Annotated in this window: 20 protein-coding genes and 3 tRNA genes; 9 read left to right on the top strand and 14 right to left on the bottom strand. The window is 69.9% G+C overall.

The annotated features are described in order from the left end of the window. Window positions 1-131 precede the first annotated feature (131 nt). The 7 genes from nadA to radD all read right to left on the bottom strand — a co-directional run bounded on the left by nadA (window position 132) and on the right by radD (window position 6,456). Window positions 132-1,160: a quinolinate synthase NadA gene (nadA, locus tag MYL53_RS12100; RefSeq protein ID WP_247854211.1), complete on the bottom strand. Its 1,029-nt coding sequence runs from the start codon at window positions 1,158-1,160 to the stop codon at window positions 132-134. A 280-nt stretch (window positions 1,161-1,440) separates the two neighbouring features. Beyond that, window positions 1,441-1,516, bottom strand: a tRNA-Lys gene (locus MYL53_RS12095). A 41-nt stretch (window positions 1,517-1,557) separates the two neighbouring features. Continuing rightward, window positions 1,558-1,633 (bottom strand) — tRNA-Lys (locus MYL53_RS12090). 158 nt (window positions 1,634-1,791) lie between these two features. Further along, on the bottom strand, window positions 1,792-2,643 hold the full coding sequence (gene rluB / locus MYL53_RS12085) for a 23S rRNA pseudouridine(2605) synthase RluB (protein ID WP_247854210.1): 852 nt from the start codon (window positions 2,641-2,643) through the stop codon (window positions 1,792-1,794). Beyond that, entirely contained in the window at window positions 2,643-3,569 is a 927-nt protein-coding gene (gene scpB, locus MYL53_RS12080; RefSeq protein ID WP_247854209.1) for an SMC-Scp complex subunit ScpB, read from the bottom strand. Before scpB ends, rluB begins: the two co-directional genes overlap by 1 nt. Then, a complete protein-coding gene (locus tag MYL53_RS12075) occupies window positions 3,566-4,561 on the bottom strand; it encodes a segregation and condensation protein A (RefSeq protein WP_425591754.1) in 996 nt (331 codons plus the stop codon). Before MYL53_RS12075 ends, scpB begins: the two co-directional genes overlap by 4 nt. An 86-nt stretch (window positions 4,562-4,647) precedes the next feature. Next, window positions 4,648-6,456, bottom strand: coding sequence for a DNA repair helicase RadD (gene radD, locus MYL53_RS12070; protein ID WP_247854208.1), 1,809 nt, complete (start codon window positions 6,454-6,456; stop codon window positions 4,648-4,650). A gap of 155 nt (window positions 6,457-6,611) precedes the next feature. Between radD and MYL53_RS12065 the strand changes: the two genes are divergently transcribed. After that, window positions 6,612-6,824 (top strand): transposase, encoded by a 213-nt coding sequence (locus MYL53_RS12065; protein WP_247854207.1) that lies wholly within the window; start codon window positions 6,612-6,614, stop codon window positions 6,822-6,824. An 87-nt stretch (window positions 6,825-6,911) separates the two neighbouring features. Here MYL53_RS12065 and purL read toward each other — a convergent pair whose 3' ends face one another. Then, window positions 6,912-10,847 carry a phosphoribosylformylglycinamidine synthase gene (gene purL, locus MYL53_RS12060; RefSeq protein ID WP_247854206.1) on the bottom strand — a complete coding sequence of 1,312 codons (3,936 nt, stop codon included), beginning with the start codon at window positions 10,845-10,847 and terminating at the stop codon, window positions 6,912-6,914. A 166-nt stretch (window positions 10,848-11,013) separates the two neighbouring features. On the opposite strand from purL, the gene mltF reads away from it, so the two are divergent. Next, window positions 11,014-12,480, top strand: a complete 1,467-nt coding sequence (mltF, locus tag MYL53_RS12055; RefSeq protein ID WP_247854205.1) for a membrane-bound lytic murein transglycosylase MltF — start codon at window positions 11,014-11,016, stop codon at window positions 12,478-12,480. A 9-nt stretch (window positions 12,481-12,489) separates the two neighbouring features. Further along, on the top strand, window positions 12,490-14,472 hold the full coding sequence (locus MYL53_RS12050; RefSeq protein ID WP_247854204.1) for a GGDEF domain-containing protein: 1,983 nt from the start codon (window positions 12,490-12,492) through the stop codon (window positions 14,470-14,472). On the opposite strand, the gene tadA is transcribed toward MYL53_RS12050, so the two are convergent. After that, a complete protein-coding gene (gene tadA, locus MYL53_RS12045; RefSeq protein WP_247854203.1) occupies window positions 14,452-14,922 on the bottom strand; it encodes a tRNA adenosine(34) deaminase TadA in 471 nt (156 codons plus the stop codon). The genes MYL53_RS12050 and tadA overlap by 21 nt on opposite strands. Window positions 14,923-15,012: 90 nt before the next feature. On the opposite strand from tadA, the gene MYL53_RS12040 reads away from it, so the two are divergent. Next, complete coding sequence (locus tag MYL53_RS12040; protein WP_247854202.1) at window positions 15,013-15,822, top strand: acyl-CoA thioesterase; 810 nt, start codon at window positions 15,013-15,015, stop codon at window positions 15,820-15,822. 14 nt (window positions 15,823-15,836) lie between these two features. Here the strand turns inward: MYL53_RS12040 and MYL53_RS12035 are convergent, their stop codons facing one another. After that, window positions 15,837-16,508 carry a GntR family transcriptional regulator gene (locus tag MYL53_RS12035; RefSeq protein WP_247854201.1) on the bottom strand — a complete coding sequence of 224 codons (672 nt, stop codon included), beginning with the start codon at window positions 16,506-16,508 and terminating at the stop codon, window positions 15,837-15,839. A gap of 275 nt (window positions 16,509-16,783) precedes the next feature. On the opposite strand from MYL53_RS12035, the gene MYL53_RS12030 reads away from it, so the two are divergent. From MYL53_RS12030 to MYL53_RS12015, 4 genes are read left to right on the top strand one after another with little or no spacing between them, the layout of a single operon-like run. Further along, on the top strand, window positions 16,784-18,025 hold the full coding sequence (locus MYL53_RS12030) for an NRAMP family divalent metal transporter (protein WP_247854200.1): 1,242 nt from the start codon (window positions 16,784-16,786) through the stop codon (window positions 18,023-18,025). A gap of 15 nt (window positions 18,026-18,040) precedes the next feature. Continuing rightward, window positions 18,041-18,832: a LamB/YcsF family protein gene (locus tag MYL53_RS12025; RefSeq protein WP_247854199.1), complete on the top strand. Its 792-nt coding sequence runs from the start codon at window positions 18,041-18,043 to the stop codon at window positions 18,830-18,832. Further along, on the top strand, window positions 18,829-20,412 hold the full coding sequence (locus MYL53_RS12020; protein ID WP_247854198.1) for a 5-oxoprolinase subunit B/C family protein: 1,584 nt from the start codon (window positions 18,829-18,831) through the stop codon (window positions 20,410-20,412). Before MYL53_RS12025 ends, MYL53_RS12020 begins: the two co-directional genes overlap by 4 nt. Beyond that, window positions 20,409-22,193: an acetyl/propionyl/methylcrotonyl-CoA carboxylase subunit alpha gene (locus tag MYL53_RS12015; RefSeq protein WP_247854197.1), complete on the top strand. Its 1,785-nt coding sequence runs from the start codon at window positions 20,409-20,411 to the stop codon at window positions 22,191-22,193. Before MYL53_RS12020 ends, MYL53_RS12015 begins: the two co-directional genes overlap by 4 nt. Window positions 22,194-22,285: 92 nt before the next feature. On the opposite strand, the gene MYL53_RS12010 is transcribed toward MYL53_RS12015, so the two are convergent. The 4 genes from MYL53_RS12010 to salA form a co-directional block, all read right to left on the bottom strand. Continuing rightward, window positions 22,286-22,361, bottom strand: a tRNA-Thr gene (locus MYL53_RS12010). Window positions 22,362-22,406: 45 nt separating this feature from the next. Further along, window positions 22,407-23,639: an N-acetylmuramoyl-L-alanine amidase gene (locus MYL53_RS12005; RefSeq protein ID WP_247854196.1), complete on the bottom strand. Its 1,233-nt coding sequence runs from the start codon at window positions 23,637-23,639 to the stop codon at window positions 22,407-22,409. Window positions 23,640-23,881: 242 nt separating this feature from the next. After that, window positions 23,882-24,010 (bottom strand): hypothetical protein, encoded by a 129-nt coding sequence (locus MYL53_RS17270; protein ID WP_282103518.1) that lies wholly within the window; start codon window positions 24,008-24,010, stop codon window positions 23,882-23,884. 142 nt (window positions 24,011-24,152) lie between these two features. Continuing rightward, window positions 24,153-25,484 carry a salicylate 1-monooxygenase gene (salA, locus tag MYL53_RS12000; protein ID WP_247854195.1) on the bottom strand — a complete coding sequence of 444 codons (1,332 nt, stop codon included), beginning with the start codon at window positions 25,482-25,484 and terminating at the stop codon, window positions 24,153-24,155. Window positions 25,485-25,710: 226 nt separating this feature from the next. On the opposite strand from salA, the gene MYL53_RS11995 reads away from it, so the two are divergent. After that, the gene (locus MYL53_RS11995) at window positions 25,711-26,619 is read left to right on the top strand and encodes a LysR family transcriptional regulator (RefSeq protein ID WP_247854194.1); all 909 of its coding nucleotides are present in this window, start codon (window positions 25,711-25,713) and stop codon (window positions 26,617-26,619) included. Window positions 26,620-26,638 lie beyond the last annotated feature (19 nt).

The following is a 26,638-nucleotide window of genomic DNA, read 5'->3' as shown; positions in this document are numbered from 1 at the left end:
AAGCACGATGCAGGCACAGGGGTCAGACCCTTGAGCGCCCTTATAGGCACAGGGGCCAGACCCTTAAGCACCCTTAGGAACAGAGCTCCTAAGGGCGCTTAGGGGTCTGACCCCGCAAAACCTGGCGGAGCTTAGCGATTGAACTCGAGCATCCGCGTGAGCGGCTTGAGCGCGGCCCGGCGCAGCTCGTCGCCGACATGGATCTCGCCCGTGCCCTCGCGCAGCGCGCCGGCCAGGTTGTCCAGGGCGTTCATCGCCATCCACGGACAGTGGGCGCAGCTGCGGCAGGTGGCGCCGTTGCCGGCGGTAGGCGCCTCGAACAGGGTCTTCTCGGGCACCGCCTGCTGCATCTTGAAGAAGATGCCGCGGTCGGTGGCCACGATCAGCTCCTCGTTGGGCAGCTCCTTGGCGGCCTTGATCAGCTGGGAGGTGGACCCGGCCACGTCGGCCAGCTCGACCACCGAGGACGGCGACTCGGGATGCACCAGCACCGCGGCGTCCGGATACAGGCCCTTCAGATCCTCGACGCCCTTGGCCTTGAACTCCTCGTGGACGATGCAGGCGCCGTCCCACAGCAGCATGTCGGCGCCGGTCTTCTTCTGGATATAGCCGCCGAGGTGCTTGTCCGGGGCCCACAGAATCTTCTCGCCGCGGGCCTGGAGGTGCTCGATCACCTCGACCGCAATCGACGAGGTCACCACCCAGTCGGCGCGCGCCTTCACCGCCGCCGAGGTGTTGGCATAGACCACCACGGTGCGATCGGGATGCTGGTCGCAGAAGGCACTGAACTCGTCGGCCGGACAGCCCACGTCGAGCGAGCAGGTCGCCTCGAGGGTCGGCATCAGCACGCGCTTCTCCGGCGACAGGATCTTGGCCGTCTCGCCCATGAAGCGCACCCCGGCCACCACCAGGGTGTCGGCCGGATGGCGGGCGCCGAAGCGGGCCATCTCCAGGGAATCCGCCACGCAGCCGCCGGTCTCCTCGGCCAGCTGCTGGATGGCGTCATCGGTGTAGTAGTGGGCCACCAGGACGGCGTTGTTGGCCTCGAGCAGACGCTTGATCTCCTCGATGCGGGCCTCGTCCTCGGCGGGAATGCGCGTGGGGCAATAGGAACGCGCCAGCTGCTCACGCAGCTCGGCACGGGAAGTCATGATTGTCATCGTGTCTACCACTGTGACCGGCAGGGGCTCCCCCTGCATTGCACCAGGTGCCGACGCGCGTGCGCTCCGCACGCCGCGACACACCGTGGGTCAACCGCGGCGTCTTCCGCCCTGGCCAACCCGTCTTCATTCTAGCCGAAAAGCGCATCGAGCTCGCGCCCGGCAAGACGAAAGGACAACCGTCGAGCATGACGCCCTTCCGGCCGCCTTGCAAGGTCCACCACCGACCGGGCACGCATGAAAAACGCCCCTGCCTCATGGGAGGCAGGGGCGTCGAATCTGGTGGGTCGTGTAGGATTCGAACCTACGACCAATTGGTTAAAAGCCAACTGCTCTACCAACTGAGCTAACGACCCATGACGCATGGCGGCTCAGTCGCCATGAATCCAGGTTCGGTTGGTGGGTCGTGTAGGATTCGAACCTACGACCAATTGGTTAAAAGCCAACTGCTCTACCAACTGAGCTAACGACCCTTCCGAACGGGTGCAGATAATACGGATATGCCCCCGACCTGGCAAGCGCTTTTTCAACTTCAGACGAACTTTCTCACCGAGCTTCTGCCGGCCGGGAAAGAAAAGGCCCGCGGCGCCATGCGGCGGCGGGCCTTTCCGGGGACGAGCGGCGCGTCTTCTTAACGGCGCGACTTGGGCTTGCGCATCGCCTGCACCGGACGACGCTTGTGCTTGTCGCGGCTCCAGCGGTTCTTCTCGTCCGGCGTCAGCTCCGGCACCTTGCGCGCCGGCAGGCCGGCCATGCCGGCGAGGTCGTCGATCTCCTCCTGGGAGAGCTCGACCCACTCGCTGGCCTTGGCCCGCTTGTCGAGGAAGATGTTGCCGTAGCGCACGCGCTTGAGGCGGCTGACGGTCAGCCCCTGGGATTCCCACAGGCGGCGCACCTCGCGGTTGCGGCCTTCCATGATCACCACGTGGAACCAGGTGTTGATGCCCTCGCCGCCGAACTCCTGCACGTCGGTGAAGCGCGCCGGGCCGTCGTCGAGCATCACGCCCTCGACCATCGCCGTGACGTGGGACTGCTGGACGTCACCCATCACGCGCACCGCGTACTCGCGCTCGATCTGGGTCGAGGGATGCATCAGCCGGTTGGCCAGCTCGCCGTCGGTGGTGAACAGCAGCAGGCCGCTGGTGTTGATGTCGAGGCGGCCGATGGCGATCCAGCGCTCGCCCTTGAGGCGCGGCAGGCGGTCGAACACGGTGCGCCGCCCTTCCGGGTCCTTGCGCGTGCACAACTCGCCTTCGGGCTTGTTGTACATGATCACGCGCCGCGGCACCTCGTCGGCGGTGCGCAGGGTGACCGGGCGATCATCGAGGGCGACCTTGTCGCGGGGCTCGATGCGGTCGCCCAGGGTCGCCACCTGGCCGTTGACCTTGACCCGGCCGTCGGCAATGGCCGCTTCCATCTCGCGGCGCGAGCCCATGCCGGCCCGGGCCAGGACCTTCTGCAGTTTCTCGGTGGTGGTGCTCATCAGTCGTCTGTCTCGCTGGTAGTGGATTCCGCCCCCGAGGCAGCGTCATCGTCGACGCGACCCCGGGCACGTTCGGACAGGCGGGCTTCGAGATCGGCGAAGCTCAGGCCTGTCCGCTCGGACGCCGTCCCGGCGTGGTCATCGTCGGCCATCCCGGCCGTCGTCTCTGCAGCCGCGGGCTCGGAAGCCTCGGCGGCGGTCTTTTCTTCGAGGGTGTCGTCGCGAGTGGCAGTGTCGGCGCGATCGTCCGCTTCCGCCACCTCGTCGTGCGTGTTTTCGTCGTGCACCTCTTCGTCGCCCTCGCCCTCATCGACGGGCTCGTCCGCCTGGGCCAGCAGGTCGTGCTGGGGCGGCGGCGGGGTGTCCTCGAGGGTCTGCTCGGGCTCGTCGAAGCCCTTGAGTTCATGCATCGGCGGCAGCTCGTCGAGGGTCTTGAGGCCGAAGTCGTCGAGGAAGCTGCGGGTGGTGGCATAGACCGCCGGGCGCCCAGGTACGTCGCGATGCCCCACCACCCGCACCCAGCCGCGCTCGACCAGGGTACGCATGATCGAACCGCTGACCGTGACGCCGCGCACCTCCTCGATGTCGCCGCGGGTCACCGGCTGGCGATAGGCGATCAGCGCCAGCGTCTCGAGCAGCGCCCGGGAATAGCGCTGGGGGCGCTCGTCCCACAGCCGCGAGACCCAGCTCGAGAGCCGCGGCCGGATGCGCAGCTGATAGCCCGAGGCGGTTTCCAGCAGCTCCATGGCGCCGCGCTCGTGACGCGTTTCCAGGCGTGCCAGGGCCTCGCGCAGGGCGCGCCGGGGCGGCAGCTCGTGATCGTCGAACAGGTTTTCCAGCCGCTCCAGCGAGAGCGGCTCGCCGGCGGCGAGCAACGCGGCCTCGAGGATCTCGTCCAGGGCATCGGGGATTTCCATGGCGGTCATGGCGACTCGCTCCCTTGGTCGTCGTCATCCGCGAAGGGGCTCTCCCCTTCTGGCTCGTCGTCAGCGTAGGCGTCTTCGGCCTCGTCGTCCTGCGGCCCGCCCCGGGCGCGCACGTGGATCGGCGACAGCGGGGCGTTCTGCACGATCTCGATCATCGATTCCTTGGCCAGCTCGAGGATCGCCATGAAGGTCACCACCACCCCGGCGCGCCCCTCCTCGAGGGTGAACAGCGCCTCGAAGGCGGTGTAGCGCTCGAAGTCGAGCAGCTCCATGATCGCCAGCATGCGCTCCCGGGTGGAGAGCGTCTCGCGGCTGACCTGGTGGGCCTGGTTGAGCTCGGCGCGGCGCAGGATGCCGGCCAGGGCGCCGAGCAGCTCGTCGAGCTCGACGTCGGGATGCACCACCCGGCTCTCCAGCGGCGGCAGCGCCGCCCGGGCCGGGAACCAGTCGCGCCCCAGCCGCGGCAGCTCGGCCAGCGCCTCGGCGGCGTTCTTGAGCCGCTCGTACTCCTGCAGGCGGCGGATCAGCTCGGCGCGCGGATCCTCCTCGTCCTCGTCGCCGCCTTCCTTCGGCGGCTTGGGCAGCAGGGTGCGCGACTTGATCTCGGCCAGCATCGCCGCCATCAGCAGGTACTCGCCGGCCAGCTCGATCTCCATCGCCTTCATCAGCTCCACGTACTCGATGTACTGGTGGGTGATGGCGGCCACGTCGATGGCCAGGATGTCCAGATTCTGGCGCCGGATCAGGTACAGCAGCAGGTCGAGCGGCCCCTCGAAGGCCTCGAGGAAGACCTTCAGCGCCTCCGGCGGGATATACAGATCCTCCGGCAGCTCGGTGATCGGCTCGTCGAACAGCCGGCCCAGCACCGCGGCGCTCTGGCTGAGCGCCTGCGCCTCGGCGTCGCTCGCCCCGGCCCCCTCGGCGACGGTCGGGTCGGCGGGGGACCCCGGGGCGTCGTCGGGTGTCTCGGTGGACGGGGGCGTCTCGCTCACGCGGGGCAGGCCTCCGGTAGCTGGTGGGGCGGCGAATGATCGACCGCACAGTCTACCAAGCGGCGAGGATCAGGGTAAGCCGTGACTCATCCCGCCTCGGCGGCGAGGCGATAGCGGCCGGTGTAGTCGAACAGCTTGCGCCGCACCTGCCAGTGGCGGCCGGCCTTGCGGCCGATCACGAAGTCCGGGGCGCGCAGGCGGTGCTGTTCGGCGACCACCTCCTCCGGCGTGGTCGGCGACCAGCGCGTGCCGGGGGCACGCAGGTGCTCGCGCAGGAAGGCCGCGGCGAAGGCGCCGCGCTGGGCCGGGGTCTCCAGGGCGAACCATTCGACCAGGGTGGCACCGTCCTCGTCGTGGTAGACGACCTTGAGCCGCGGCAGGCCGCGGCCGTTGACGGTGGCTTCGAGCTGCATCCCGGACACGCGCAGCACCCGGGCGTCGCGCAGCTTGAGCGCCTCGCGCAGCTTGTCGTCGGCGTCCACCAGCAGCGACTCGCAGCCGTGGCAGCGCCGCGCCGCGGTGTCGTTCTCAGCGCCGCACTGATCGCAGACCTTGAAGCGGAAGCGGAAGCTGCACTGCTGCGGTTTACCGGCGCCCGACGATGCGCCATTCCCGCTCTCGTCCGCCACCAGCCCCTGACAGCGGCGGCCGAAGTGCTCGATGACGATCTCGCCGTCGCGCCGGCCCCAGAACAGGTTGGCGTGGCCGCACTGCGGGCACTCGACCTGCACCGGTTCGGTGTCGCCGGCGGGCTTGGGGCTGCCGACCTCGGGGGCGTAGAGATCCCAGGGGTTGCCGGCGTAGTCGAGGATCAGGCAGTCGCGCTTGCCCGGCGACAGGCGCAGGCCACGGCCGACGATCTGCTGGTAGAGCCCCACCGACTCGGTGGGCCGAAGGATCGCGATCAGGTCCACATGAGGGGCATCGAAGCCGGTGGTCAGCACCGCCACGTTGACCAGATACTTGAGCTCGCGGGCCTTGAAGGCGGCGATGATCGCCTCGCGCTCGGCGGCCGGCGTGGCGCCGGTGATCAGCGCCGCCTCGTCGGCAGGCAGATAGCCGAGGATCTCCTCGGCATGGGCCCGGCTTGCGGCGAACAGCATCACCCCGGCGCGCTCGACGGCGTGGCCGACCACCTCCTCGATGATCGCCGGCGTCGCCCGGTTGCCGGCCGCCACCCGGTTCAGCTCCGCCTCCTGGAACAGGCCGCCGCTGCCCGGCTCGAGGGCCGAGAAGTCGTAGCGCTCGACGGCCACGTCGACCAGGCGCGGCTCGGCCAGATAGCCCTGCTTGACCATCAGCCGCAGCGGCTGCTCGAACACGCAGTCGCGGAAGAAGCAGTCGTCGTCGCCGCGCACCATGCCGTGATGGTGGCGGTGATAGAGAAAGCCCTGGCCCAGCCGGTAGGGGGTGGCGGTCAGGCCCAGCACCTTGAGCCGCGGATTCTCCTCGCGCAGGTGAGCGATGACCCGCCGGTAGCTGGAGTCCTCGTCCAGCGACACCCGGTGGCACTCGTCGATCACCAGCAGCGTGAAGTCGCCCCGCCCATCATGAGGAGAGCCGAAGCTGTCGAGGTTCCTCACCACCGACTGCACCGAGCCGAATACCACCTGGCGCCCGGTTTCCTTGCGGCCCAGGCCGGCGCTGAAGATGTCGGCCTCGAGGCCATAGGCCTGATACTTGGCGTGGTTCTGCTCGACCAGCTCGCGCACGTGGGCGAGTACCAGCACCCGGCCGCGGGCCAGGCGCGCCAGCTCGGCGATCACCAGCGACTTGCCGCTGCCGGTGGGCAGCACCACCACGGCGGGATCCTCGGTCTGGCGGAAGTGCTCGACCACGCGGGTCACCGCCTGCTGCTGGTAGGGGCGCAGGCTGGGCGGGGCGGTTTCGGTCATGACGGACCTCTCGGCGATGAAGGCGCCATCTTAACGAGGCCGCCGCGTCGCGTCAGCGCGGAGCGTCGTTGCAGCGTGAGACTTGACCGCGCCGGGCTTTGCCATGCTATCTAGGAGGCATGTCATCGCCCTGAATCGACACAGGAGAGTCGCCCATGCAAGTGAAGACCAGCCCCGAATGCCCGAAATGCGGCAGCCGCGTCAAGCGCCTGCCCCCGGGGCGCGAGGATCAGTACCACGTCTACTGCGACGACTGCGGCCACGACTTCGGCCGCTACGACTACCTGCAGGCCCAGTTCCGCCACCTGCTCGACGACGTGGAGGCGCACCTGAAGGAGCACGAGAAGTCGGACGGCAAGGCGTCCTGACGCGACGGCGGCGCGCCATCGGCGAGCCCCCAGACGACGACGCCCGGGCCACTGGCCCGGGCGTCTTGCGTCGGCTGGCGGGAAAGATCAGCCCAGCCAGCGACGGGCGTTGCGGAACAGGCGCATCCAGGCGCCGTCCCGGGTCCACTCGGCCGGGCGCCAGGAGTTGGTCACCGCACGCACCACGCGCTCTGGGTGCGGCATCATGGCGGTCACCCGGCCGTCCGGCGTGGTCAGGCCGGTGATGCCGGAGGGCGAGCCGTTGGGGTTGGCCGGATAGCGGGTGGTCACCTGGCCGTAGTTGTCCACGTAGCGCAGCGCCACCTGAGGGGAGCCCTGCATGCTGCGCAGGTGCGCGCTGTCGCGGAACTCGGCGCGCCCCTCACCGTGGGCCACGGCAATCGGCAGCAGCGAGCCTTCCATGCCGGAGAGCAGAATCGACGGGCTCTCCTCGACGCGCACCATGGCCACGCGGGCCTCGAACTGCTCGGACTCGTTGCGTACGAAGCGCGGCCAGGCCTCGGCGCCGGGGATCAGCTCCTTGAGCTGGGACAGCATCTGGCAGCCGTTGCACACGCCCAGGGCGAAGCTGTCGTCGCGGCCGAAGAAGCCGGCGAACTGCTCGCGGGCGCGCGGGTTGAACAGCACCGACTTGGCCCAGCCGCCGCCGGCGCCCAGCACGTCGCCGTAGGAGAAACCGCCGCAGGCCACCAGGCCCTTGAATTCCTCGAGGCTGACGCGCCCTTCCAGGATGTCGCTCATGTGCACGTCGACGGCCTCGAAACCGGCGTTGTCGAACGACCAGGCCATCTCCAGATGGCCGTTGACGCCCTGCTCGCGCAGCACCGCCACCGCCGGCCTGGCGGTATTGACGAAGGGCGCGGCGATGTCCTCGTCGACGTCGAAGCTCGGCTGGGCGGAGAGGCCCGGATCGCGGCCATCGAGCAGGCCGTCGAACTCGCTCTTGGCGCACTCGGCGTTGTCGCGCAGCGCCTGCATGCGGTAGCTGGTCTCGCTCCAGGTGCGCTGGGCCAGCAGCCGGGTGGTCTCGAGCAGCGGCTCCTCGAACAGGGTCACGCGGACCTGATCGTCGTAGCGCGGACGGGCGATCACGCCGCAGCTCTCGAGGCCGGCGCCGGCGAACTGTGCCAGCACCTCCTCGGTGTGAGCGCGGGGCACCTGGATCACCGCGCCGAGCTCCTCGGCGAACAGCGCGTTGAAGGCGTCGGCCGGCTCGTCGATCAGCCAGTCGAGCTTGATCTCGAGGCCGGCGTGGGCGGCGAAGGCCATCTCCAGCAGGGTCACCAGCAGGCCACCGTCGCTGCGGTCGTGGTAGGCCAGCAGCTTGCCGTCGGCGTTGAGGCCCTGGATCACGGTGAAGAACGCCTTGAGGTCCTCCGGATCGTCCAGGTCCGGGCACTCGTCGCCCACCTGGCCGTAGACCTGAGCCAGCGCCGAGCCGCCGAGGCGGTTCCTGCCACCGCCGAGATCGATCAGGATCAGGTCGGACTCGTCCTGGGTCAGGTCGATCTGCGGCGTCAGCGTCTTCATGGCGTCGGTGACCGGGGCGAAGCCGGTGGTCACCAGGGTCAGCGGCGAGGTGATGCTCTTCTCCTCGCGCTCGCCCTTGTCGTTCTCTTCCTGCCAGGCGGTGCGCATGGACATGGAGTCCTTGCCCACCGGCACGGCGATGCCGAGCGCCGGGCACAGCTCCATGCCCACGGCGTGCACGGCGTCATACAGCGCCTGGTTCTCGCCCGGGTGGCTGGCCGCGCTCATCCAGTTGGCGGACAGCTTGACGTCGCCGAGCTTGGCGATCGGCGCGGCGGCCAGGTTGGTGATGGTCTCGGCCACCGCCAGGCGCGCACTCGCCGCCGGGTCGATCAGCGCCACCGGCGGACGCTCGCCCATGGCCATGGCTTCGCCGGCGTGGGTGTCGAAGGTGGCGGTGGTCACCGCCACGTCGGCCACCGGCACCTGCCACGGGCCGACCATCTGGTCGCGGGCCACCTGGCCGGTGATCGAGCGGTCGCCGATGGTGATCAGGAAGTTCTTGGAGGCCACGGTGGGCAGGCGCAGCACCCGGTCCATGGCCTCGCGCAGATCGAGGTTGTCGAGCATGATGCCCGGCATCTCGCGGCTCTCGCGGCGAAACTCGCGGGTCATCTTGGGCGGCTTGCCGAACAGCACGCTCATCGGCAGATCGACCGGCTTGGTGTCGAAGTGGCCGTCGCGGACCTCCAGATGATGCGCCTCGGTGGCCTCGCCGACCACGGCGTAGGGGCAGCGCTCACGGGCACAGAGGGCGTCGAAGGCGGCGAGGTTCTCCGGCGCCACGGCGAGCACGTAGCGCTCCTGGGCCTCGTTGCACCAGATCTCCAGCGGGCTCATGCCCGGCTCGGCGTTGGGCACCTCGCGCAGCTCGAAGCGGCCGCCGCGGTCGCCGTCCTTGACCAGCTCCGGCAGGGCGTTGGACAGGCCGCCGGCGCCCACGTCGTGGATGAAGCAGATCGGGTTGTCGTCGCCCAGCGCCCAGCAGCGGTCGATGACTTCCTGCACGCGGCGCTCGATCTCGGGGTTGTCGCGCTGCACGGAGGCGAAGTCCAGGTCGGCGCTGGAGGAACCGGAGGCCATGGAGGAGGCCGCACCGCCGCCCAGGCCGATCAGCATCGACGGCCCACCCATCACGATCAGCTTGCCGCCGACCGGGATCTCGCCCTTCTGGACGTGATCCTCGCGGATGTTGCCGTAGCCGCCGGCGATCATGATCGGCTTGTGGAAGCCGCGGCGCTCGACGCCGTTGGCGCCCAGGGCGTCCTGCTCGTAGCTGCGGAAGTAGCCGGTCAGGTTGGGGCGGCCGAACTCGTTATTGAAGGCGGCGCCGCCGATCGGGCCCTCGAGCATGATCTCGAGGGCGTCGACGATGCGCTCGGGCTTGCCGTAATCGAAGGCCTCCCAGGGCTGTACGAACTCGGGGATGCGCAGGTTGGAGACGGTGAAGCCGGTCAGGCCCGCCTTGGGCTTGCCGCCGATGCCGGTGGCGCCCTCGTCGCGGATCTCGCCGCCGGCGCCGGTGGCCGCGCCCGGATGCGGGGCGATCGCCGTCGGGTGGTTGTGGGTCTCCACCTTCATCAGGATGTTGACCGGCTCCTGGTGGGCGGCGTAGACGGCGCGCTCGGCGGCGTTGCCGGTCAGCGGCGCGGCGAAGAAGCGGCCGGCCTCGCTGCCGCGGATCACCGCGGCGTTGTCGCTGTAGGCGGAGAGGATGTCGGCCGGCGAGGCCTCATAGGTGTTCTTGATCATCTTGAACAGCGAGCGCGGCTGCGCCTCGCCGTCCACCACCCAGTCGGCGTTGAAGATCTTGTGGCGGCAGTGCTCGGAGTTGGCCTGGGCGAACATCATCAGCTCGACGTCGGCCGGGTTGCGGCCGAGGCCCTGGAAGGCCTCGCACAGGTAGTCGATCTCGTCCTCGGCCAGCGCCAGGCCCAGTTCGACGTTGGCCTGCTCCAGCGCCGGGCGGCCGCCGCCGAGGAGATCCACCTGGCCGAGCGGCGCCGGCTCGTGATGAGCGAACAGCTTGACGGCATCGGAGGCATCGAACAGCACCGTCTCGGTCATGCGGTCGTGGAGCGCCGCGATCACCGCCTCATAGGCCTCCTCGGAGAGCTCGCCGGCGAAGCGCACCCGGTAGGCGATGCCGCGCTCGAGGCGGCGGATCTGGCTCAGGCCGCAGTTGCGGGCGATGTCGGTGGCCTTGGACGACCACGGCGACTGGGTGCCGATGCGCGGCACCACCAGGAACAGGCGGCCGTCGTCGCGGGCGCCGGTCTCGTGGGCCGGGCCGTACTCCAGCAGGCGCTCGAGCAGGCGGCGATCCTCGCCTTCCAGCTCGCCGTCGTGATCGACGAAGTGCACGTAGTCGGCGCCGAGCGCCTCGACCTGTGGAGCCACGGCGTGCAGCGCTTCGAGCAGCTTGGCATGACGGAAGGCGGAGAGGGCGGGCGCGCCACGCAGTTCGAGCATATCCTGGGGCCTCTGAAACAAGCAGAATGCAGTAAAGACGGGGGCCGCGGCCGGCGGCAATGAGCGCACATGATACTGGAAAGCGCGGGCGGCGAGAAATCGGCGTGGATGACAGCCTTCGGGGCGCTGGGTAAGGTGACATCACTCATCGCATCCCGACATCACTATGCTGGCAACCCTGCTCGACCATCTGCGCCGCCAACGGCGCCGCTACGCGACCCTGTGCGCGCTGCTGGGGCTCGGCCTGGTCACCGATCGCCCCGATCGCGATCCCGGGCCGCAGCTCGCGGACATCCGGGCGCGGGACTTCCTCAACATCCAGACCCGCAACACCCCCACGACCTACTACGAGGGCCGTCAGGGGCCGACCGGCTTCGAATACGAGCTGATGCGGCGCTTCGCCGACTACCTGGGCGTCAGCCTCAACCTGGACGCCGACCACAACATCGCCGAGGCGCTGGAGGCCGTGCGTCATCAGGGCGATCTGGGCGCCGCCGCCCTGCCCCTGGACCCGACCCTCGACGGCCTGATGTTCAGCCGCCCGATCATGCCGCTGCAGCCGCTGCTGGTGTATCGCCGCGGGCTGCCGCCGCCCGACGAGATCGACGACCTCGAGGGCCTCAAGATCGGCACCCTGCGCGGTACCGGCACCTCGCTGGTGATGCACGAGCTGCAGCAGGATCATCCCTGGCTGCGCTGGCAGGAGGCCGACGACATCGAGGTCTCGGCGCTGCTCGGCCGGGTCGCCGACGGCACCCTGGACGCCGCCGTGGTCTTCCGGCACCAGTTCCGCCTCAATCGGCTGTTCTTCCCCGAGGTCGAGGACGGCTTCGCGCTGGGCCGGCCGCTGTCGCTGGCCTGGGCCTTTCCCACCGGCCAGGGGCTCGGCCTCTTGCGCGAGGCCAATCGCTTCCTCGAGCAGATGCAGAACAACGGCCTGCTGGCACGCCTGGAGACCCGCTATCTGGGGCGCGACAACTACCTGGAATACGTCGGGGCACGTACCTTCATCGGCCACGTTCACGAGCGACTGCCCCGCTACGACGGCCTGTTCCGCGCCGCCGCCCGCGACAGCGGCTTCGACTGGAAGCTGCTGGCCGCGGTGGGCTATCAGGAGTCCCACTGGCGGCCCAAGGCCACCTCACCCACCGGCGTGCGCGGCATGATGATGCTGACCAATGCCACCGCCTCCGAGATGAACGTCGCGAACCGTCTCGACCCGGCCCAGAGCATCGAGGGCGGGGCGCGGTATCTGCGTTCGCTAAAGGATCGCCTGCCGGCGTCGATAACCGGGGATGACCGCTTGTACATGGCCCTGGCCGCCTACAACGTGGGGCTGGGCCATCTCTACGACGCACGCCGCATCGTCGAGATGCGCGGTGGCAATCCCGACCGCTGGGACGACGTGCGCGACGCCCTGCCGCTGCTGCAGCAGCGCGAATGGTACAGCAAGACACGCTACGGTTATGCCAGAGGCGGCGAGCCGGTCATCTACGTTCGCAACATTCGCCGCTATCACGAGATCCTCGCCTATGTTGACCGCAGCCGTCAGCAGTTCCATCGCCTCAGCGTCCGCCAGTCACCGGACGCGAAGAAGACGGCCCGTGCCGACGGGACCCCGCCCAGCGGCTGAGGCCGTCCGATGACTCACCGGCTCGGCGCCCTGCCCCTGGCGGCTGCCGCGCCGCCGGTCGCCCTCGTCGGCCTGCTGATGACGGGCAATATCACCCCGCTCGACGGCGTCCACCTCGGCCTGATCGGGCTGATCGCCGCCGGCCAGCTGGCCTGGCACCTGCGTCGCATCACCCTCTCGCGGCTGCTGCTGTGGCCGGCCATGGCCTGGCTGGCCCTGAGCCTGCTCAGCTATCTGCTGCCGGAGGCCTGGATGTCCCAGGCCGACTGGCAGCGCTGGACAGCACGGCTCTCCGCGGACGGCCACCTGAACGACTGGCGCCCGCCGCTGCTGACGCTGCTGTGCCTGAGCCTGCTCGACCTCGCCCTGCTGGCCCGTACCCGGGCCAATCTCGGCGCCCCGCTGCTGATGGGCGGCGCCGGCCTGGCGCTGATCGCCCAACTGCTCGTGCCCCACCCGGCCGCGGGGCTGCTGGCGCTGGCCGGCGGCGTGCCGCTGATCGCCGCCCAGGCCTGCCTGCTGCTCGGCCAGCTGGTCGACGTGCTCGGCGGCTGGCGCACCTCACGGCGCAGCATCGCCAAGGCCCTGTGGCCCTCGCTGCTGCTGGTCGCGCTGACGCTGGCGCTATGGTATTCCCAGCATCAGACCCTCGATCGCCAGCAGCGGCAGGAGAGCGCCGAGCAGGGCCAGCGACTGGCCGACCAGCTGACCGCCGAGTTCGATGACCACCTGGCCGCCATGCGGCGCTTCGCCGCCTCCTGGCGCTGGCAGGACGGCACGCCCTCCGCCGATCAATGGGCCTACCGTGCCGAGCTGTATCGCCGCGACTTCCGCTATCTGCTCAATATCGCCTTCGTCGGCCCGGACGGGCACATCGTCCGCGTCCATCCGGCCAACGAGTTCAACACGCCGCTGCTCGGGACCGGCCTGTTCCAGGCCCAGCCGGAGGGACGCGCGGCGCTGATCCCGGCCCTGCGCGACGGGCTCGCCGGCCATACCGGCGTCATCGAGCTGCTGCAAGGCCAGCCCGGCGTGGTCTACTACCTGCCGGTGCCGCGCGCCGAGGACGGCCGCATCCTGGGCGCCGTGGGCATGGTGGTCGGTCTGCGCTCGATGGCCGACACCCTGTTCCACCGTGTCCTGCCCGAGGCCGCCGCGCTCTCGCTGTTCGACGGCGAGCGGCTGCTCGCCCATCAGGGCACGGCCCGGCAGCCGGGTCCCTGGCACCACGCGGCGACGCTGATGATCGGCGAACTGCCGTTGACGCTGATCAGCCGCCCCAGTCGCGATGCCCTGCTGGCCCGGCGCCCGCGCCAGCCGGAGGTCACCCTGCTGGCGGGACTGACGCTGGCCTATCTGCTGTATCTCGCCCTTTTCGCCCGCCATCATATGCTGATGCAGCATCGCCAGACCCGGCGCTCCAACCGGGACCTGCGCCGCGAGGTGCGCCATCGCGCCCGACTGCAGCAGGAGGTCGAGTGGCTCGCCACCCACGACGAACTGACCCGGCTGCCCAACCGGCGCCGCTTCCTGCAGGTGCTGGAAGAACACGCGACCCACCGGCCGCTCAGCGTGCTGCTGTGCGATATCGATCACTTCAAGCTGGTCAACGACCGCCTCGGCCATCTGGTCGGCGATCGCTATCTCGCCGAACTGGGGCGACGGGGGCAAGCGGTGCTGGCCGAGGCCGGCGGAGTCTTCGCCCGGCTCGGCGGGGAGGAATTCGTCGCCTGCCTCCCAGGCCTGGACGCCGAGGAGACGGAAGCCGTGGGGCATCGGCTGCAGGAGGCGCTGGCCGAGGCCGAGCTGTATCACCGGGACGGCGCGCCGGTCACGCTGAGCGCCGGCATCGCCACCCTGGAGGAAGGCCTGCTGGTGGCCGACGAGCTGCTTCAGGCCGCCGACGATGCCCTCTATCGCGCCAAGTCGCTGGGGCGCGACCGCATCGAGCGGGCGGAAACGCGCGCCGACCTATCCGTCGGCGGCTCCTGAACGCCGCTCGGCGAAGAAGGCCTTGAGCAGCCGCGAGACGCGGGCGGCCAGCACGCCGCCTTCGACCGTCAACCGATGGTTGTACCAGGGCTGGGCGAACAGGTTGGCCTTCGATTCGACCATGCCGGTGCGCGGCTCGGCAGCCCCGTAGACCACCCGCGCCAGCCGCGCGTGGATGATCGCGCCGGTGCACATCAGGCAGGGTTCCAGGGTCACGTACAGGGTGCAGCCGTCGAGCCGGTAGTTGCCGAGGCGCGCGCCGGCATCGCGCAGGGCGCGAATCTCGGCGTGGGCGCTGGGGTCATGGCCCGCCACCGGTGCGTTGAAGCCACGGCCCACGATCTCGCCGGCGGCGTCCACCACCACCGCGCCCACCGGCACCTCACCGGCCTCCCCGGCCAGCCGCGCCTGATCCAGGGCCCGATGCATGTAGAACTCGTCACTGCGCATGGCCGCCGACTCCCGTAGACTACTGACAATGAAACATTCGTATGAGCGCCCGGCATGCGCCGATGCCGCGGCCCCTGGAGGATACCCGGAATGAGCGACGCCCTGAACGCGCTGGTGGACCTGCTGCGTCTCGAGCCCCTGGAAGAAAACCTGTTTCGCGGCCGCAGTCAGGACCTGGGCCTGCCCCAGCTGTTCGGCGGCCAGGTGCTTGGCCAGGCGCTCTCCGCCGCCACCCAGACCGTGGACGCCAGCCGGCGGGTGCACTCGCTGCACGGCTACTTCCTGCGCCCCGGCGACGCCAGCCGCCCGGTGGTCTACCAGGTCGACGCGGTGCGCGACGGCCGCAGCTTCACGACCCGCCGCATCACCGCCATCCAGAAGGGCCGGCCGATCTTCTTCTGCAGCGCCTCCTTCCACGGCCAGGAAAGCGGTCCGCACCACCAGCCGCAGATGCCCGAGGTGCCCTCGCCGGACGACCTCGACAAGGCCGACCTCAGCCAGCGCTTCCCCGGCCATCCCATCGAGTTCTGCCACATCGAGGACGCCGCCGAGCCCGGCCGCCCGTCGCGCAAGCGGCTATGGTTCCGGCTGGCCGGCGAGCTGCCGGACGACCCGGCCCTGCACCGCTGCCTGCTCGCCTACAGCTCGGATTTCCACCTGCTGACCACCGCCCTGGTGCCCCACGGCCTGCGCTTCGGCGACCCCGGCCTGCGCATCGCCAGCCTCGACCACTCGCTGTGGTTCCATGACGACGTCAGAGTCAACGACTGGCTGCTCTACGACATGGACAGCCCCTGGGCCGGCGGCGCCCGCGGCTTCAGCCGCGGCAGCCTCTACGACCGACGGGGCCGGCTGGTGGCCTCCAGCGCCCAGGAGGGCCTGACCCGCCTGGACGACTGAGCGCTCGCCGCCCCCTAGTCGGCCGGATTGTCGCGGGCGTAGGCCGCCAGCAGCGTGCGCTCCGACTGCGACAGATACTGCTCCAGCAGCATCGCGGCCCGCTCCGCGTCGCCGCTCTCGAAGGCCTCCAGCACGCGCTGGTTGAGCGCGACGTAGGGCCCGTGCAGCCACTCCAGATCGCTCAGCATGCCGAAGGCCAGCCGCAGCTCCGCCGAGAGCTGGTGGAAGAAGGCATCCAGCCGCGGGCTGTCGGCCAGTGCCACAATGGCGGCATGAAAGGCCATGTTGGACGACCCCACGGCCTGCCAGTCGCGCCGCTCGCGGCCGGCGCCGGCCTGCTCGACGGCCTCGCGCATCCGCTGCAGCGCCGGATGACTCGGCAGGGCCTCGCGCAGGGCCTGGCACTCGATGAAGCGCCTCACCCGATAGATGTCGACGATCGAGGCCAGGCTCGGCGTGGTCACGAAGACCCCGCGGTTGGGGCGATGCGTGACCAGTCCCTCGTGGGCCAGGCTGCGAAACGCCTCGCGCAGCGTATTGCGCGACACCCCCAGGCGCTCTCCCAGCGCGCTCTCGGACAGGCGCTGCCCCGGCACCAGCTCACCCTCCACCAGCAGGCGCCGGATCTCGTCGCCGACGGTCTCGCCCAACGCCCGGCCCCTGCCCTCTGCTTCCTGCCTGTTCATGCGTGCTTGTCCGTCCCGGTCGTGGCCCAGTCATTCCTGGCGCTCATGTTCCCGGTTACGGGCCGAGACGACAAGCGCGTCCGGCGCACACTCGTGGCGCATGTTCTCGAACCCTGCCCCAACATGAGACACAAGTCGCATATCCCGTCATGGGCGACGGCGCTATTGTTGAACAATCACACTCGACTGGACCTACAAAAACAAGACTTCCATGGAATATGGCACACAAGTTGCCAGACGATTCATAACAATCCCCACCCCGGAGTTCCTCTGTCATGGCTAGTAGCGCAACCGATGCCGGATTCGTCCGCTCCCGGCGGGCCTCGCTGATCGGCGCCATCTTCCTGATGGCCACCTCCGCCGTCGGCCCCGGCTTCATCACCCAGACGGCCACCTTCACCTCGCTGATGGGCGCCGCCTTCGCCTTCGGCATCCTGGCCTCGATCGTCATCGACCTGGTCGTGCAGCTGAACATCTGGCGCGTGGTCACCGTCACCGGCATGCGCGCCCCCGAGGTCGCCCATGCCGCGCTGCCCGGCAGCGGCTACCTGCTCGCGGTGCTGATCATCGTCAGCGGCCTGACCTTCAACGTCGGCAACATCGCCGGCGCCGGGCTCGGGCTCAACGCCCTGATGGGGCTGGATACCCAGTGGGGCGGCCTGATCAGCGCGCTGGTCGCGGTGGGCGTCTTCTCGTCGCGCCGCGCCGGCATCGCCATCGACCGCATCATCATCGTGCTGGGCGTGCTGATGCTGGCCATGACGCTGTTCGTGGCGCTGGCCTCCCAGCCGCCGATCGGCGAGGCACTGCGCCAGACCGTGCTGCCGGACACCATCAACTTCGCCACCATCACCACCATCGTGGGCGGCACCGTCGGCGGCTACATCACCTACGCCGGGGCGCACCGCATCCTCGACCGCGGCCTGGGCGGCGAGGAGAACGTCGAGACCGTCTCCCGGGCGGCGCTGCGCGGCATCCTGGTCACCGGCGTGATGCGCTACATCCTGTTCCTGGCCATCCTCGGCGTGGTCGCCAGCGGCGTGATCATCGACGTCTCCGGGCAGAACGCCAATCCGGCGGCCCAGGCCTTCCAGGCGGCGGCAGGCGAACTCGGCCTGCGCGCCTTCGGTCTGATCCTGTGGGCCGCCGGCATCACCAGCATCATCGGCGCCTCCTATACCTCGATGACGTTCCTGAGCGCCTTCAAGCCGAGCATCGGTGAGCCGGCCCGCAACCGCGCGACCCTGGTGTTCATCGGCGCCTCGCTGCTCGTCTTCCTGTCGCTGGGCACGCCCCCGGCCGCGCTGCTGGTCTTCGCCGGCGGCTTCAACGGCCTGGTGCTGCCGGTCGGCCTGACGCTCTTCCTGTACGTGGCCTGGCGCCGCGGCGACCTCATGAACGGCCACCGCTATCCGCGCTGGCTGCTGGTCTCCGGCGCCGCGGTCTGCGCCCTGACCTGGTACATGGGCTATCAGTCCATCGGCCCCATCTTCGCCTTCCTGACACCCGCGACCTGATCGAGGATCCCGCACATGTCCCATATCGACCTGAACAGCGATCTCGGCGAGAGCTTCGGCCAGTGGCGCATGGGTGACGACGACGCCATGCTGGATCTGGTCACCAGCGCCAACGTCGCCTGTGGCTTCCATGCCGGCGACCCGGCCGGCATGGCGCGCACCCTGGCCGCCGCCGCCGAGCGCGGCGTGAGCGTCGGCGCCCACGTCAGCTACCCGGACCTGGTCGGCTTCGGCCGGCGTCATATGGAGCTCGCCCATCACGAGCTGCGCGCCGACGTGATCTACCAGATCGGCGCGCTGCAGGGCATGGCCGGCGCGGCCGGCACCGCCGTGCGCTACGTCAAGCCGCACGGCGCGCTCTATCACGCCATCGCCCACGACCGGCGCCAGGCCGAGGCGGTGATCGAGGCGATCCAGACCCTCGACGCCTCGCTGGTGCTGATGACGCTGGCCGGCTCGCCGCTGAACGACTGGGCCCGGGAGGCCGGCCTGGCCACCGCGGCCGAGGCCTTCGCCGACCGCGCCTATCATCGCGACGGCAGGCTGGTCTCGCGCCGCGAGGCCGGCGCGGTGCTGCACGACCCCGAACAGGTGGCCGAACGCATGCTGCGCCTGGTGCAGCACGGCACGCTCGAGAGCGTGGAAGGCGACGTGGTCGCCGTGGACGCCGCCTCCATCTGCGTCCACGGCGACAGCCCCGGCGCGATCGCCATGGCTCAGGCCGTGCGCCAGCGTCTGCTCGACGCCGGCGTGAACCTGCGCGCCTTCGCCCACGGCGGCCCCGATGCGTCCCAGGAGTCCGCGTGAACATTCTGCCCGTCAACCAGAGCACCCTGCTGGTCGAGCTCGACGGCCTGTCGCAGACGCTCGGACTCCACGAGCGCCTGCGGCAGGCGCCGATCCCCGGCGTGACCACGCTGGTGCCCGCCGCGCGCACGCTGCTGGTGTCCTTCGCGCCAGAACGCATCTCGGCCGACGAGCTGGCCCGGCGGCTGCTTGCCCAGCCGCCGGCCGACAGCGACCATCGCCAGGGCGAGCTGATCGAGATTCCCGTGCACTACGCCGGCGAGGACCTCGATGACGTCGCACGGCTGCTGGATCTCACCACCGACGAGGTGATCCGGCGCCACGGCGAGCACGACTATCGCGTCGCCTTCTGCGGCTTCGCCCCCGGCTTCGCCTATCTCTCGGGCGGCGCCGGCTTCGACGTGCCGCGCCGCCCCACGCCCCGCACCCGCATTCCCGCCGGCGCCGTGGCGCTGGCCGGCACCTTCAGCGGCATCTACCCCACGGCCAGCCCCGGCGGCTGGCAGCTGATCGGCACCACGCCACTGGACATGTGGGACGTCGAACGCACGCCGGCGGCCCTGCTGCAGCCCGGCATGCGGGTGCGTTTCAGCGCCACCGACGCGCCCCCCGAGCGCACCAGCGTGCCCGCCCCTGCCATCAATACGGACGCGCCCGTCCAGGCGCCGACGCTGGAGATCGTGCATCCCGGCCTCCAGACCCTGTTCCAGGATCTCGGCCGCTTCGGTCAGACCGCCCAGGGCGTGTCCACGGCCGGCGCCATGGACAAGGGCGCGCTGCGCGCCGCCAACCGGCGGGTCGGCAATCCCTCGGATGCGGCCGCCCTCGAGGTCGCGCTCGGCGGGCTAAAACTGCGCTGCCACCGCCCCGCGATGCTCGGCCTGGCCGGCGCCCCGCTGGCGGTGTCGATCCGCACCGAGGCCGGCGAGACGCTAAGCCCCGCCTTCGATGGCCCCATCGAGCTGGCCGCCGGCGACGTCCTGACCCTGGGCACGCCCCGCGCCGGCCTGCGCAGCTATCTCGCCCTGCGCGGCGGCTTCGAGGTCGCGCCCGTGCTCGGCAGCCGCTCCACCGACACCCTGGCCAAGCTGGGGCCACGCCCGCTGGCCCGCGGCGACCGTCTCCGAGCGGCCGAGCTGCCGGTCACGGCGCTGGACCTGGAGGCGCACGCCGCGCCCGAACTGCCCTCCGCCGGCCAGACGGTAACGCTGGACATCGTCATGGGCCCGCGCAGCGACTGGTTCACGGCTCAGGCCCTGGAGACGCTCTGCGCGCAGGCCTGGGACGTCACTTCACAGTCGGACCGCATCGGCCTGCGCCTGCAGGGCGAGCGGGCGCTCGAACGCATCAACGACGCCGAACTGCCCAGCGAGGGCACGGTCACCGGCGCCATCCAGGTCCCCGCCAGCGGGCAGCCGGTGCTGTTCCTGGCCGATCATCCGCTGACCGGCGGTTATCCGGTAATCGCCTGCGTGGCCGACTACCACCTGGACCTGGCGGGGCAGATCCCCGCCAACGCCCGCATCCGCTTCAACCCGATCAACGACTTTTCACCTCTCGGCGGCGAGGCCTCCTCATGAACACTCCCCAGCACCATCGCTCCACCCCCGACACGAACGTCGAACGCCGGCCCATCCGCAGGGTGCTCATCGCCAACCGCGGCGAGATCGCGGTGCGCGTCATTCACGCCTGCCGCGACCACGGCGCCGCCTCGGTGGCCATCTATGCCGACGGCGACCTGGAGGCCATGCACGTGCGCCTGGCCGACGAGGCCTACGCGCTGGGCGGCGAGCGCCCGGGCGAGAGCTATCTGTCGATCGACAAGCTGCTGGACGTGGCCCGCCGCGCCGGCGTCGATGCCGTGCATCCGGGCTACGGTTTCCTCTCGGAGCGGGCCGACTTCGCGCGCGCCGTTCAGGCCGCCGGGCTGGTGTGGATCGGGCCGAGCCCCGAGACCATCGAGACGCTGGGCGACAAGGTCGAGGCGCGCCGGCTGGCGCTCGAGGCCGGCGCCCCGCTGGTGACGGGTACCCAGGACCCGGTGGCAAACGCCGAGGAAGTGGTGGCCTTCGCCGAGCAACATGGCCTGCCGATCGCCATCAAGGCAGCCTTCGGCGGCGGCGGGCGCGGGCTCAAGGTCGCCTGGCGCATGGACGAGGTTGCCGAGCTCTATCACTCGGCGGTGCGCGAGGCCGAGGCCGCCTTCGGCCGCGGCGAATGCTTCGTCGAGCAGTTCCTCGACCGCCCCCGCCATATCGAGGCCCAGGTGCTGGGCGACCGTCACGGCACGGTCGTCGTGGTCGGCACCCGCGACTGCTCGCTGCAGCGGCGCAACCAGAAGCTGGTCGAGGAGGCGCCGGCGCCGCATCTCAGCGCCGAGCAGCGCCGCGAGATCCATCGCGCCGCCCGCGACATCTGCGCGCGGGCCGGCTACGTGGGCGCCGGCACGGTCGAGTTCCTGCTCGGCAGCGACGGCACCCTGTCGTTTCTCGAGGTCAACACCCGGCTGCAGGTCGAGCATCCCGTCACCGAGGAGACCGCCGGCGTCGACCTGGTCATCGAGCAGCTGCGCATCGCCGAGGGACTGCCCCTGTCCTTCACCGAGACGCCCGCACCGCGCGGCCACAGCTTCGAGTTCCGCATCAACGCCGAGGATGCGGCCAAGGGCTTCCTGCCCACGCCCGGCCGCATCGCCACGTTCCGCGCCCCCGGCGGGGCCGGCGTGCGCCTGGACACCGGCGTCGAAGGCGGCGACAGCGTCTCCGGCCACTTCGATTCGCTGATGGCCAAGCTGATCGTCACCGGCGCCACCCGCGCGCAGGCCATCGCCCGTGCCCGCCGGGCGCTGGCACAGTTCGAGATCGAGGGCGTCGCCTCGGTGCTGCCCTTCCACCGCGCCGTCATGGCGCATCCGGACTTCACCGACGATGACGCCTTCCGGGTCCATACACGCTGGATCGAGACCGACTTCGACGACGCCCTGGACTGGGCGCCCCGCCAGCCGCCGGCCAGCGACCCCAGCATGCTGCACGCCGTGATCGACATCGACGGCAAGCGCCACCGCATCGGCCTGCCCACCGGCCTGCTGCAGGGGCTGTCGTTCGGCGGAGAAGCGGTACCCAGCCACGGCTCGGCGGACACCGACGATGGCGATATCAGCGCGCCGATCAGCGGCACGCTGCTGGCGTGGCAGGTCGAGGAGGGCCATTCGGTCAAGGAGGGCGAGGTGGTCGCCATCATGGAAGCGATGAAGATGGAGACCCAGATCGTCGCCGACCGGGAGGGCATCCTCGCCATCGAGGCCCGGGCGGGCAGCTCGCTTGACGCCGGCGACAGAATCGGACGGATCACTCCGGCCTGATCACCCTTGTCACCCGGCAGCCATCCGGGCTGCTGCCAACGCAAAACGGCCACCGCGACGAATCGCCAAGTGGCCGTTTTTGATGATCTTTCTGGTGCCGGCGAGTGGACTCGAACCACCGACCTACGCATTACGAGTGCGTTGCTCTACCAGCTGAGCTACGCCGGCGTGCCGAGCATCATAAGGCCCGGCGCACCGGCCTGCCAAGAGGCCTCAATCCCCGGCGCTGGCCGCCAGCAGGGTACCTTCCGGCGGCGCGGTCCGGAAGTGCGCCCGAAGCCCATCGACGATGGCCTCGACCAGCGCGCGCTGGTGCGCGGCGCTCTGCAGGCGCCGCTCCTCGCTCGGGTTGGAAATGAACCCGGTCTCGACCAGCAGCGAGGGAATGTCGGGCGACTTCAGCACCACGAAGGCGGCCTGCTCGACCCGCGGCTTGTGCAGGTCGTTGATGCGTCCCAGCCGCTCGAGGATGCGCCCGCCGGCGGCCAGCGACTGATTGAGGGTGGCGTTCATGGAGAGGTCGAGCAGCGCGCTGCGGGTGGCCATGTCCTGCTCGGCCAGGGCGATGAAGGCCTCGTCGTCGGCGATCACCGCGCGGTTCTCGCTGCTGGCCAGCCAGCGGGCGGACTCCGAGCTGGCGCCGCTCGTCGACAGCGCATAGACCGAGCTACCATGCGGCCCCGGCCGGTCCACGGCGTCGGCATGGATCGAGACGAAGAAGTCGACGCGATGCTCGCGGGCGATGGTCGTCCGCCGTCTCAGCCCCACGTAGACGTCGCGGTCCCGGGTCAGCACCGCGCGAAAGCCCGGAGCCTGGTTGAGGCGACGCGCCAGCCGGCGCGCGAGCTCGAGCACCACGTCCTTCTCGCGGACGCCGTGCGGCCCGGTGGCGCCGGGGTCCTTGCCCCCGTGGCCGGCATCCACGGCGATCACGATATCCCGGCCACCGGTCGACACCGGAGGCGTCGAAGGGGCCGCCGGCGCCGGCACGGCCGGTATCGGCGGCGAGGCTGCCGAGGCGCTCGATGACGCGGTGAGGTCCAGCACCAGGCGCTGGCCCTGGAGCCCCGCGGGCGGCAGGTCGTGGCTCTCGACCGTCACCGGTCCGCTCAGATCCAGCACCACCCGGGTGCCGTCGCCGCGGGCGCCGGTACGAATGCCGGTGATCGGGCTGCCGGCCAGCGGCGCATCCGCCAGGTCGCCGGTCAATTGGCCTTCGGCCAGATCGATGACCAGGCGGTCCGGCCCGCCCAGCGTGAAGACGTTGCTCGACATCGCCGCGGAGAGATCCAGCACGACCCGAGTCTTGGCGCCCTCACTGCGCAGCCGCAGGTCGCGCACCTCACCACCGAATGCCACCAGGCTCCACAGCAGCAGCGCGCCCGACAGGCAGGCGAGCAGACGCTTACCGCGTCGGCGGCCATCGCGAGTTGCACGATCGATCATCTGGCTGGCATCTCCCACTCTACGGGCACGAGTCGCCCTTCCTTTACGCATCGGAAGGCTATCGGCGGAAACGGGGTAGGCTTGAGCGGGGCACCGCGTCCGGGGGATTCCCTGCACGGGAGCAGGAAGGGACGTTCGGCGACGTGGGAGGGAGAGAAAGCAGGGTAAGGAAAACTGGCCGGCACCCCGGCGTCCGCTGGAACGCGGACCGCCAGGATCAGGTGCCGGTCAAGCCACGCGCCTTAGATGTAGGCGTAGGCCATGCGGGTCTGGAAGTTGCGGTAGGCGTTCTCGGTCATCACTTCCAGCACGCGGTAGGCACGCTTGCCGAAACGCTTGGCCAGGGACGGACGAGCGGTAGCAGTAGTCATGGTGTGACCCCTTGCATCGGTGAGTGCGGATAGGATTATACCTTGGTCTAACGACTTTGGTCTAATCCACGCCACATCTTCCTCGACGCCTTCCCCCTACCCACTCTTCTACCGCCCTCTCCGCCCCTTGTACGCCCGATGATCAGGCCGATGGCACCGCCTCCTCATCGGCCATCGCCGCGGACCAGCCCAGCCGGCGCCGCGCCTCCGCCGCGTCGTCACGCGGATCGTGATGCCAGAGCCAGCCAAAGCGCCGCTCCAGTTCCGGGATGAGACTCGGCTCGTCGGCACCGATGCCGGGAGCGGCGTACTCGTAGACGTCTCCCGCCTCGCGGGACGTTGCCTGCACGCGGCAGGTGCGGGCATGCCGCACCGCCTCGAAGGCCGCCAGCAACGCGGCGACGTTGCCGCGACGGCAGTCAGGGTCGCCCAGCAGGCTGGCCAGCACGTAGGCGTCCTCCAGCGCCTGGCCGGCGCCGGCGCCCTGATGCGGCAGCATGGCGTGGGCGGCGTCGCCGGCAATCAGCACCTGGCCGCGGGCATAGCGTGGCAGTTCGGGCAGCTCGTGCAGCGCCCAGCGAGTCGGGTGATCAATACAGCCGAGGATCGCCCCGGAGGCGGCGCCCCAGCCGAGGAAGTCGTCGAGCATCGCCTGGCGGTCGACCTCTGCCACCCAGGACGCGCCCTCGGGCAGCCGCGGCTCGGGCGAGGAGCGGTCGGTGACGAAGGCCACCACGTTGATCAGCGTCGCCTGCTTCACCGGAAAGGTCAGGATATGGCGGTCCTCGCCCAGATACATCTGCGGCACCACGGCCAGCCGCTCGTCGACGCCGGCCTCGCGCATCGCCTGGCACAGTCGCTCGACGGGCACCAGCCCGCGATAGGCCTGGGTGCCGCTCCAGCGTGGCGCGAAGGCGCCGAATTCCTCGACCGGCAGCACGTGCTCGCGCACCGACGACTTGATGCCGTCATAGCCGATCAGGATATCGCCTTGAAAGGTGCTGCCATCCTCGAAGCGCACGCTGACGCCCTCGCCATCCTGCGTCACCTCATGACAGCGCTTGCCGAAGTGGGCGATGCCCTCGGGCAGATGGGCGACGATGGCATCCAGGAAGTCCGCGCGATGAACCGAGGACTGGCCGACGCCGGGCGCCAGCGAGGCGGTCAGGTAGGCGTCGTCACGCCCGCGGCGCCACTCGAACCAGACGTCCTCGAAGGGCGCCGGCGAGGCATCGGCGATATGCCGATAGGCGTCCTCCAGGCCAAGCCGCGAGATCGCCCGGACCGCATTGGGCCCGAGCGAGACGCCGGCGCCGATCTCCGAGAAGCGCTCGGCGGCCTCGAAGAGGTGGACGTCGAGATCGTGATGCCGCGCGAGGGCGACGGCGAGGGCCACGCCCCCGATGCCGCCGCCGATGATGCCGATGCGCAGGCGCGATGCCGGGGAATGCGGGGTGCTTTGCGTTGTTGTCATGATCGCTTCCTGTCGGGGACGAAGGTTGTCGCCACACGCTAGGCCGCCGCCCGACGGGACACCACGAAGCGCCCTTCATGCCGGCCATAAACGGCATTAATAGCGTTAAGAAACAGCAGGTTAAAAACTCCCAAAGGACCCGACACGGGACCTTTGTCTAGGTCGAAAAATGCCGCCATCCGTGGCTTTCTCCACGGGACATGACATCCCCGGACACGGCCCCAACATGCGCAAGCTCTCACAGATCGATACCAACCTGCTGGTGGTATTCGACCTGCTCTATCGGCACCGCAACACCCAGCGCGTCGCCGAACAGCTCGGCCTGACCCAGCCCGCGGTCAGCCATGCCCTGAAGCGCCTTCGCACGCTGCTCGATGACGAGCTCTTCGAGCGCACCTCCCGGGGCCTGATGCCGACGCCCTACGCCACACAGCTCCACGAACCGGTCGAACAGGGTCTGGCCCACCTTCAGGAGGCGCTCACTCTCAGTCACGACTTCGATCCGACCACCAGCGAGCGCACCTTTCATGTCGCCATGAGTGACATCGGCGAGGTCTACTTCCTGCCACGGCTGATGTCGCGGCTGGCCGAGCTGGCCCCGGGCGTCGCGCTCGAAAGCGTACGCAGCGATCTTCGCGACATGAAACAGGACATGGAGGAGGGCCGGGTCGACCTGGCGGTGGGACTGATTCCGCAGCTGGACGCCGGTTTCTATCAGCAGCGGCTTTTCGTGCAGCGCTACGTCTGCCTGATGCGCGAGGATCACCCCCTCGCCGCAGGAGACTTCTCGCGGGAGGACTTCGTCTCGGCCCGGCATCTGGTAGTGGAAGCCAGAGGCACCGGGCACGGCAGGGTCGAGGAGTGGCTGGTCAAGGGCGGCATCACCCGCCCGGTGCGGCTGCGGCTGCCGCACTTCGTGGCCATGCCCTACATCGTCAGCGACACCGACCTGGTGGTGACCGTGACCGACAAGCTGGCCGAAGCTACCGCCGATCGCTTCGGCCTGCGCGCCATGCCCCACCCACTGGCGCTGCCCGAGGTGCCGATCAACCTGTTCTGGCACCGCCGCTTCCACCAGGATGCCGGCAACCGCTGGCTGCGCCGCCTGATCCACGAGATGTTCGCCGAGGATTGAGGCGCGGCGGCCGCCGGCC

Origin of the sequence: Halomonas getboli (assembly GCF_023094245.1) — a bacterium.
Classification (GTDB): domain Bacteria; phylum Pseudomonadota; class Gammaproteobacteria; order Pseudomonadales; family Halomonadaceae; genus Halomonas; species Halomonas getboli.
This window is presented reverse-complemented; position numbering and strand designations above follow the sequence as displayed.

Excerpts from the sequence above, each read along its gene's own strand:
- nadA (WP_247854211.1), bottom strand. The coding sequence starts at position 1,160 with ATGACAATCATGACTTCCCGTGCCGAGCTGCGTGAGCAGCTGGCGCGT.
- rluB (WP_247854210.1), bottom strand. The coding sequence starts at position 2,643 with ATGAGCACCACCACCGAGAAACTGCAGAAGGTCCTGGCCCGGGCCGGC.
- scpB (WP_247854209.1), bottom strand. The coding sequence starts at position 3,569 with ATGACCGCCATGGAAATCCCCGATGCCCTGGACGAGATCCTCGAGGCC.
- radD (WP_247854208.1), bottom strand. The coding sequence starts at position 6,456 with ATGACCGAAACCGCCCCGCCCAGCCTGCGCCCCTACCAGCAGCAGGCG.
- MYL53_RS12065 (WP_247854207.1), top strand. The coding sequence starts at position 6,612 with ATGCAAGTGAAGACCAGCCCCGAATGCCCGAAATGCGGCAGCCGCGTC.
- purL (WP_247854206.1), bottom strand. The coding sequence starts at position 10,847 with ATGCTCGAACTGCGTGGCGCGCCCGCCCTCTCCGCCTTCCGTCATGCC.
- mltF (WP_247854205.1), top strand. The coding sequence starts at position 11,014 with ATGCTGGCAACCCTGCTCGACCATCTGCGCCGCCAACGGCGCCGCTAC.
- MYL53_RS12050 (WP_247854204.1), top strand. The coding sequence starts at position 12,490 with ATGACTCACCGGCTCGGCGCCCTGCCCCTGGCGGCTGCCGCGCCGCCG.
- tadA (WP_247854203.1), bottom strand. The coding sequence starts at position 14,922 with ATGCGCAGTGACGAGTTCTACATGCATCGGGCCCTGGATCAGGCGCGG.
- MYL53_RS12040 (WP_247854202.1), top strand. The coding sequence starts at position 15,013 with ATGAGCGACGCCCTGAACGCGCTGGTGGACCTGCTGCGTCTCGAGCCC.
- MYL53_RS12035 (WP_247854201.1), bottom strand. The coding sequence starts at position 16,508 with ATGAACAGGCAGGAAGCAGAGGGCAGGGGCCGGGCGTTGGGCGAGACC.
- MYL53_RS12030 (WP_247854200.1), top strand. The coding sequence starts at position 16,784 with ATGGCTAGTAGCGCAACCGATGCCGGATTCGTCCGCTCCCGGCGGGCC.
- MYL53_RS12025 (WP_247854199.1), top strand. The coding sequence starts at position 18,041 with ATGTCCCATATCGACCTGAACAGCGATCTCGGCGAGAGCTTCGGCCAG.
- MYL53_RS12015 (WP_247854197.1), top strand. The coding sequence starts at position 20,409 with ATGAACACTCCCCAGCACCATCGCTCCACCCCCGACACGAACGTCGAA.
- MYL53_RS12005 (WP_247854196.1), bottom strand. The coding sequence starts at position 23,639 with ATGATCGATCGTGCAACTCGCGATGGCCGCCGACGCGGTAAGCGTCTG.
- MYL53_RS17270 (WP_282103518.1), bottom strand. The coding sequence starts at position 24,010 with ATGACTACTGCTACCGCTCGTCCGTCCCTGGCCAAGCGTTTCGGCAAG.
- salA (WP_247854195.1), bottom strand. The coding sequence starts at position 25,484 with ATGACAACAACGCAAAGCACCCCGCATTCCCCGGCATCGCGCCTGCGC.
- MYL53_RS11995 (WP_247854194.1), top strand. The coding sequence starts at position 25,711 with ATGCGCAAGCTCTCACAGATCGATACCAACCTGCTGGTGGTATTCGAC.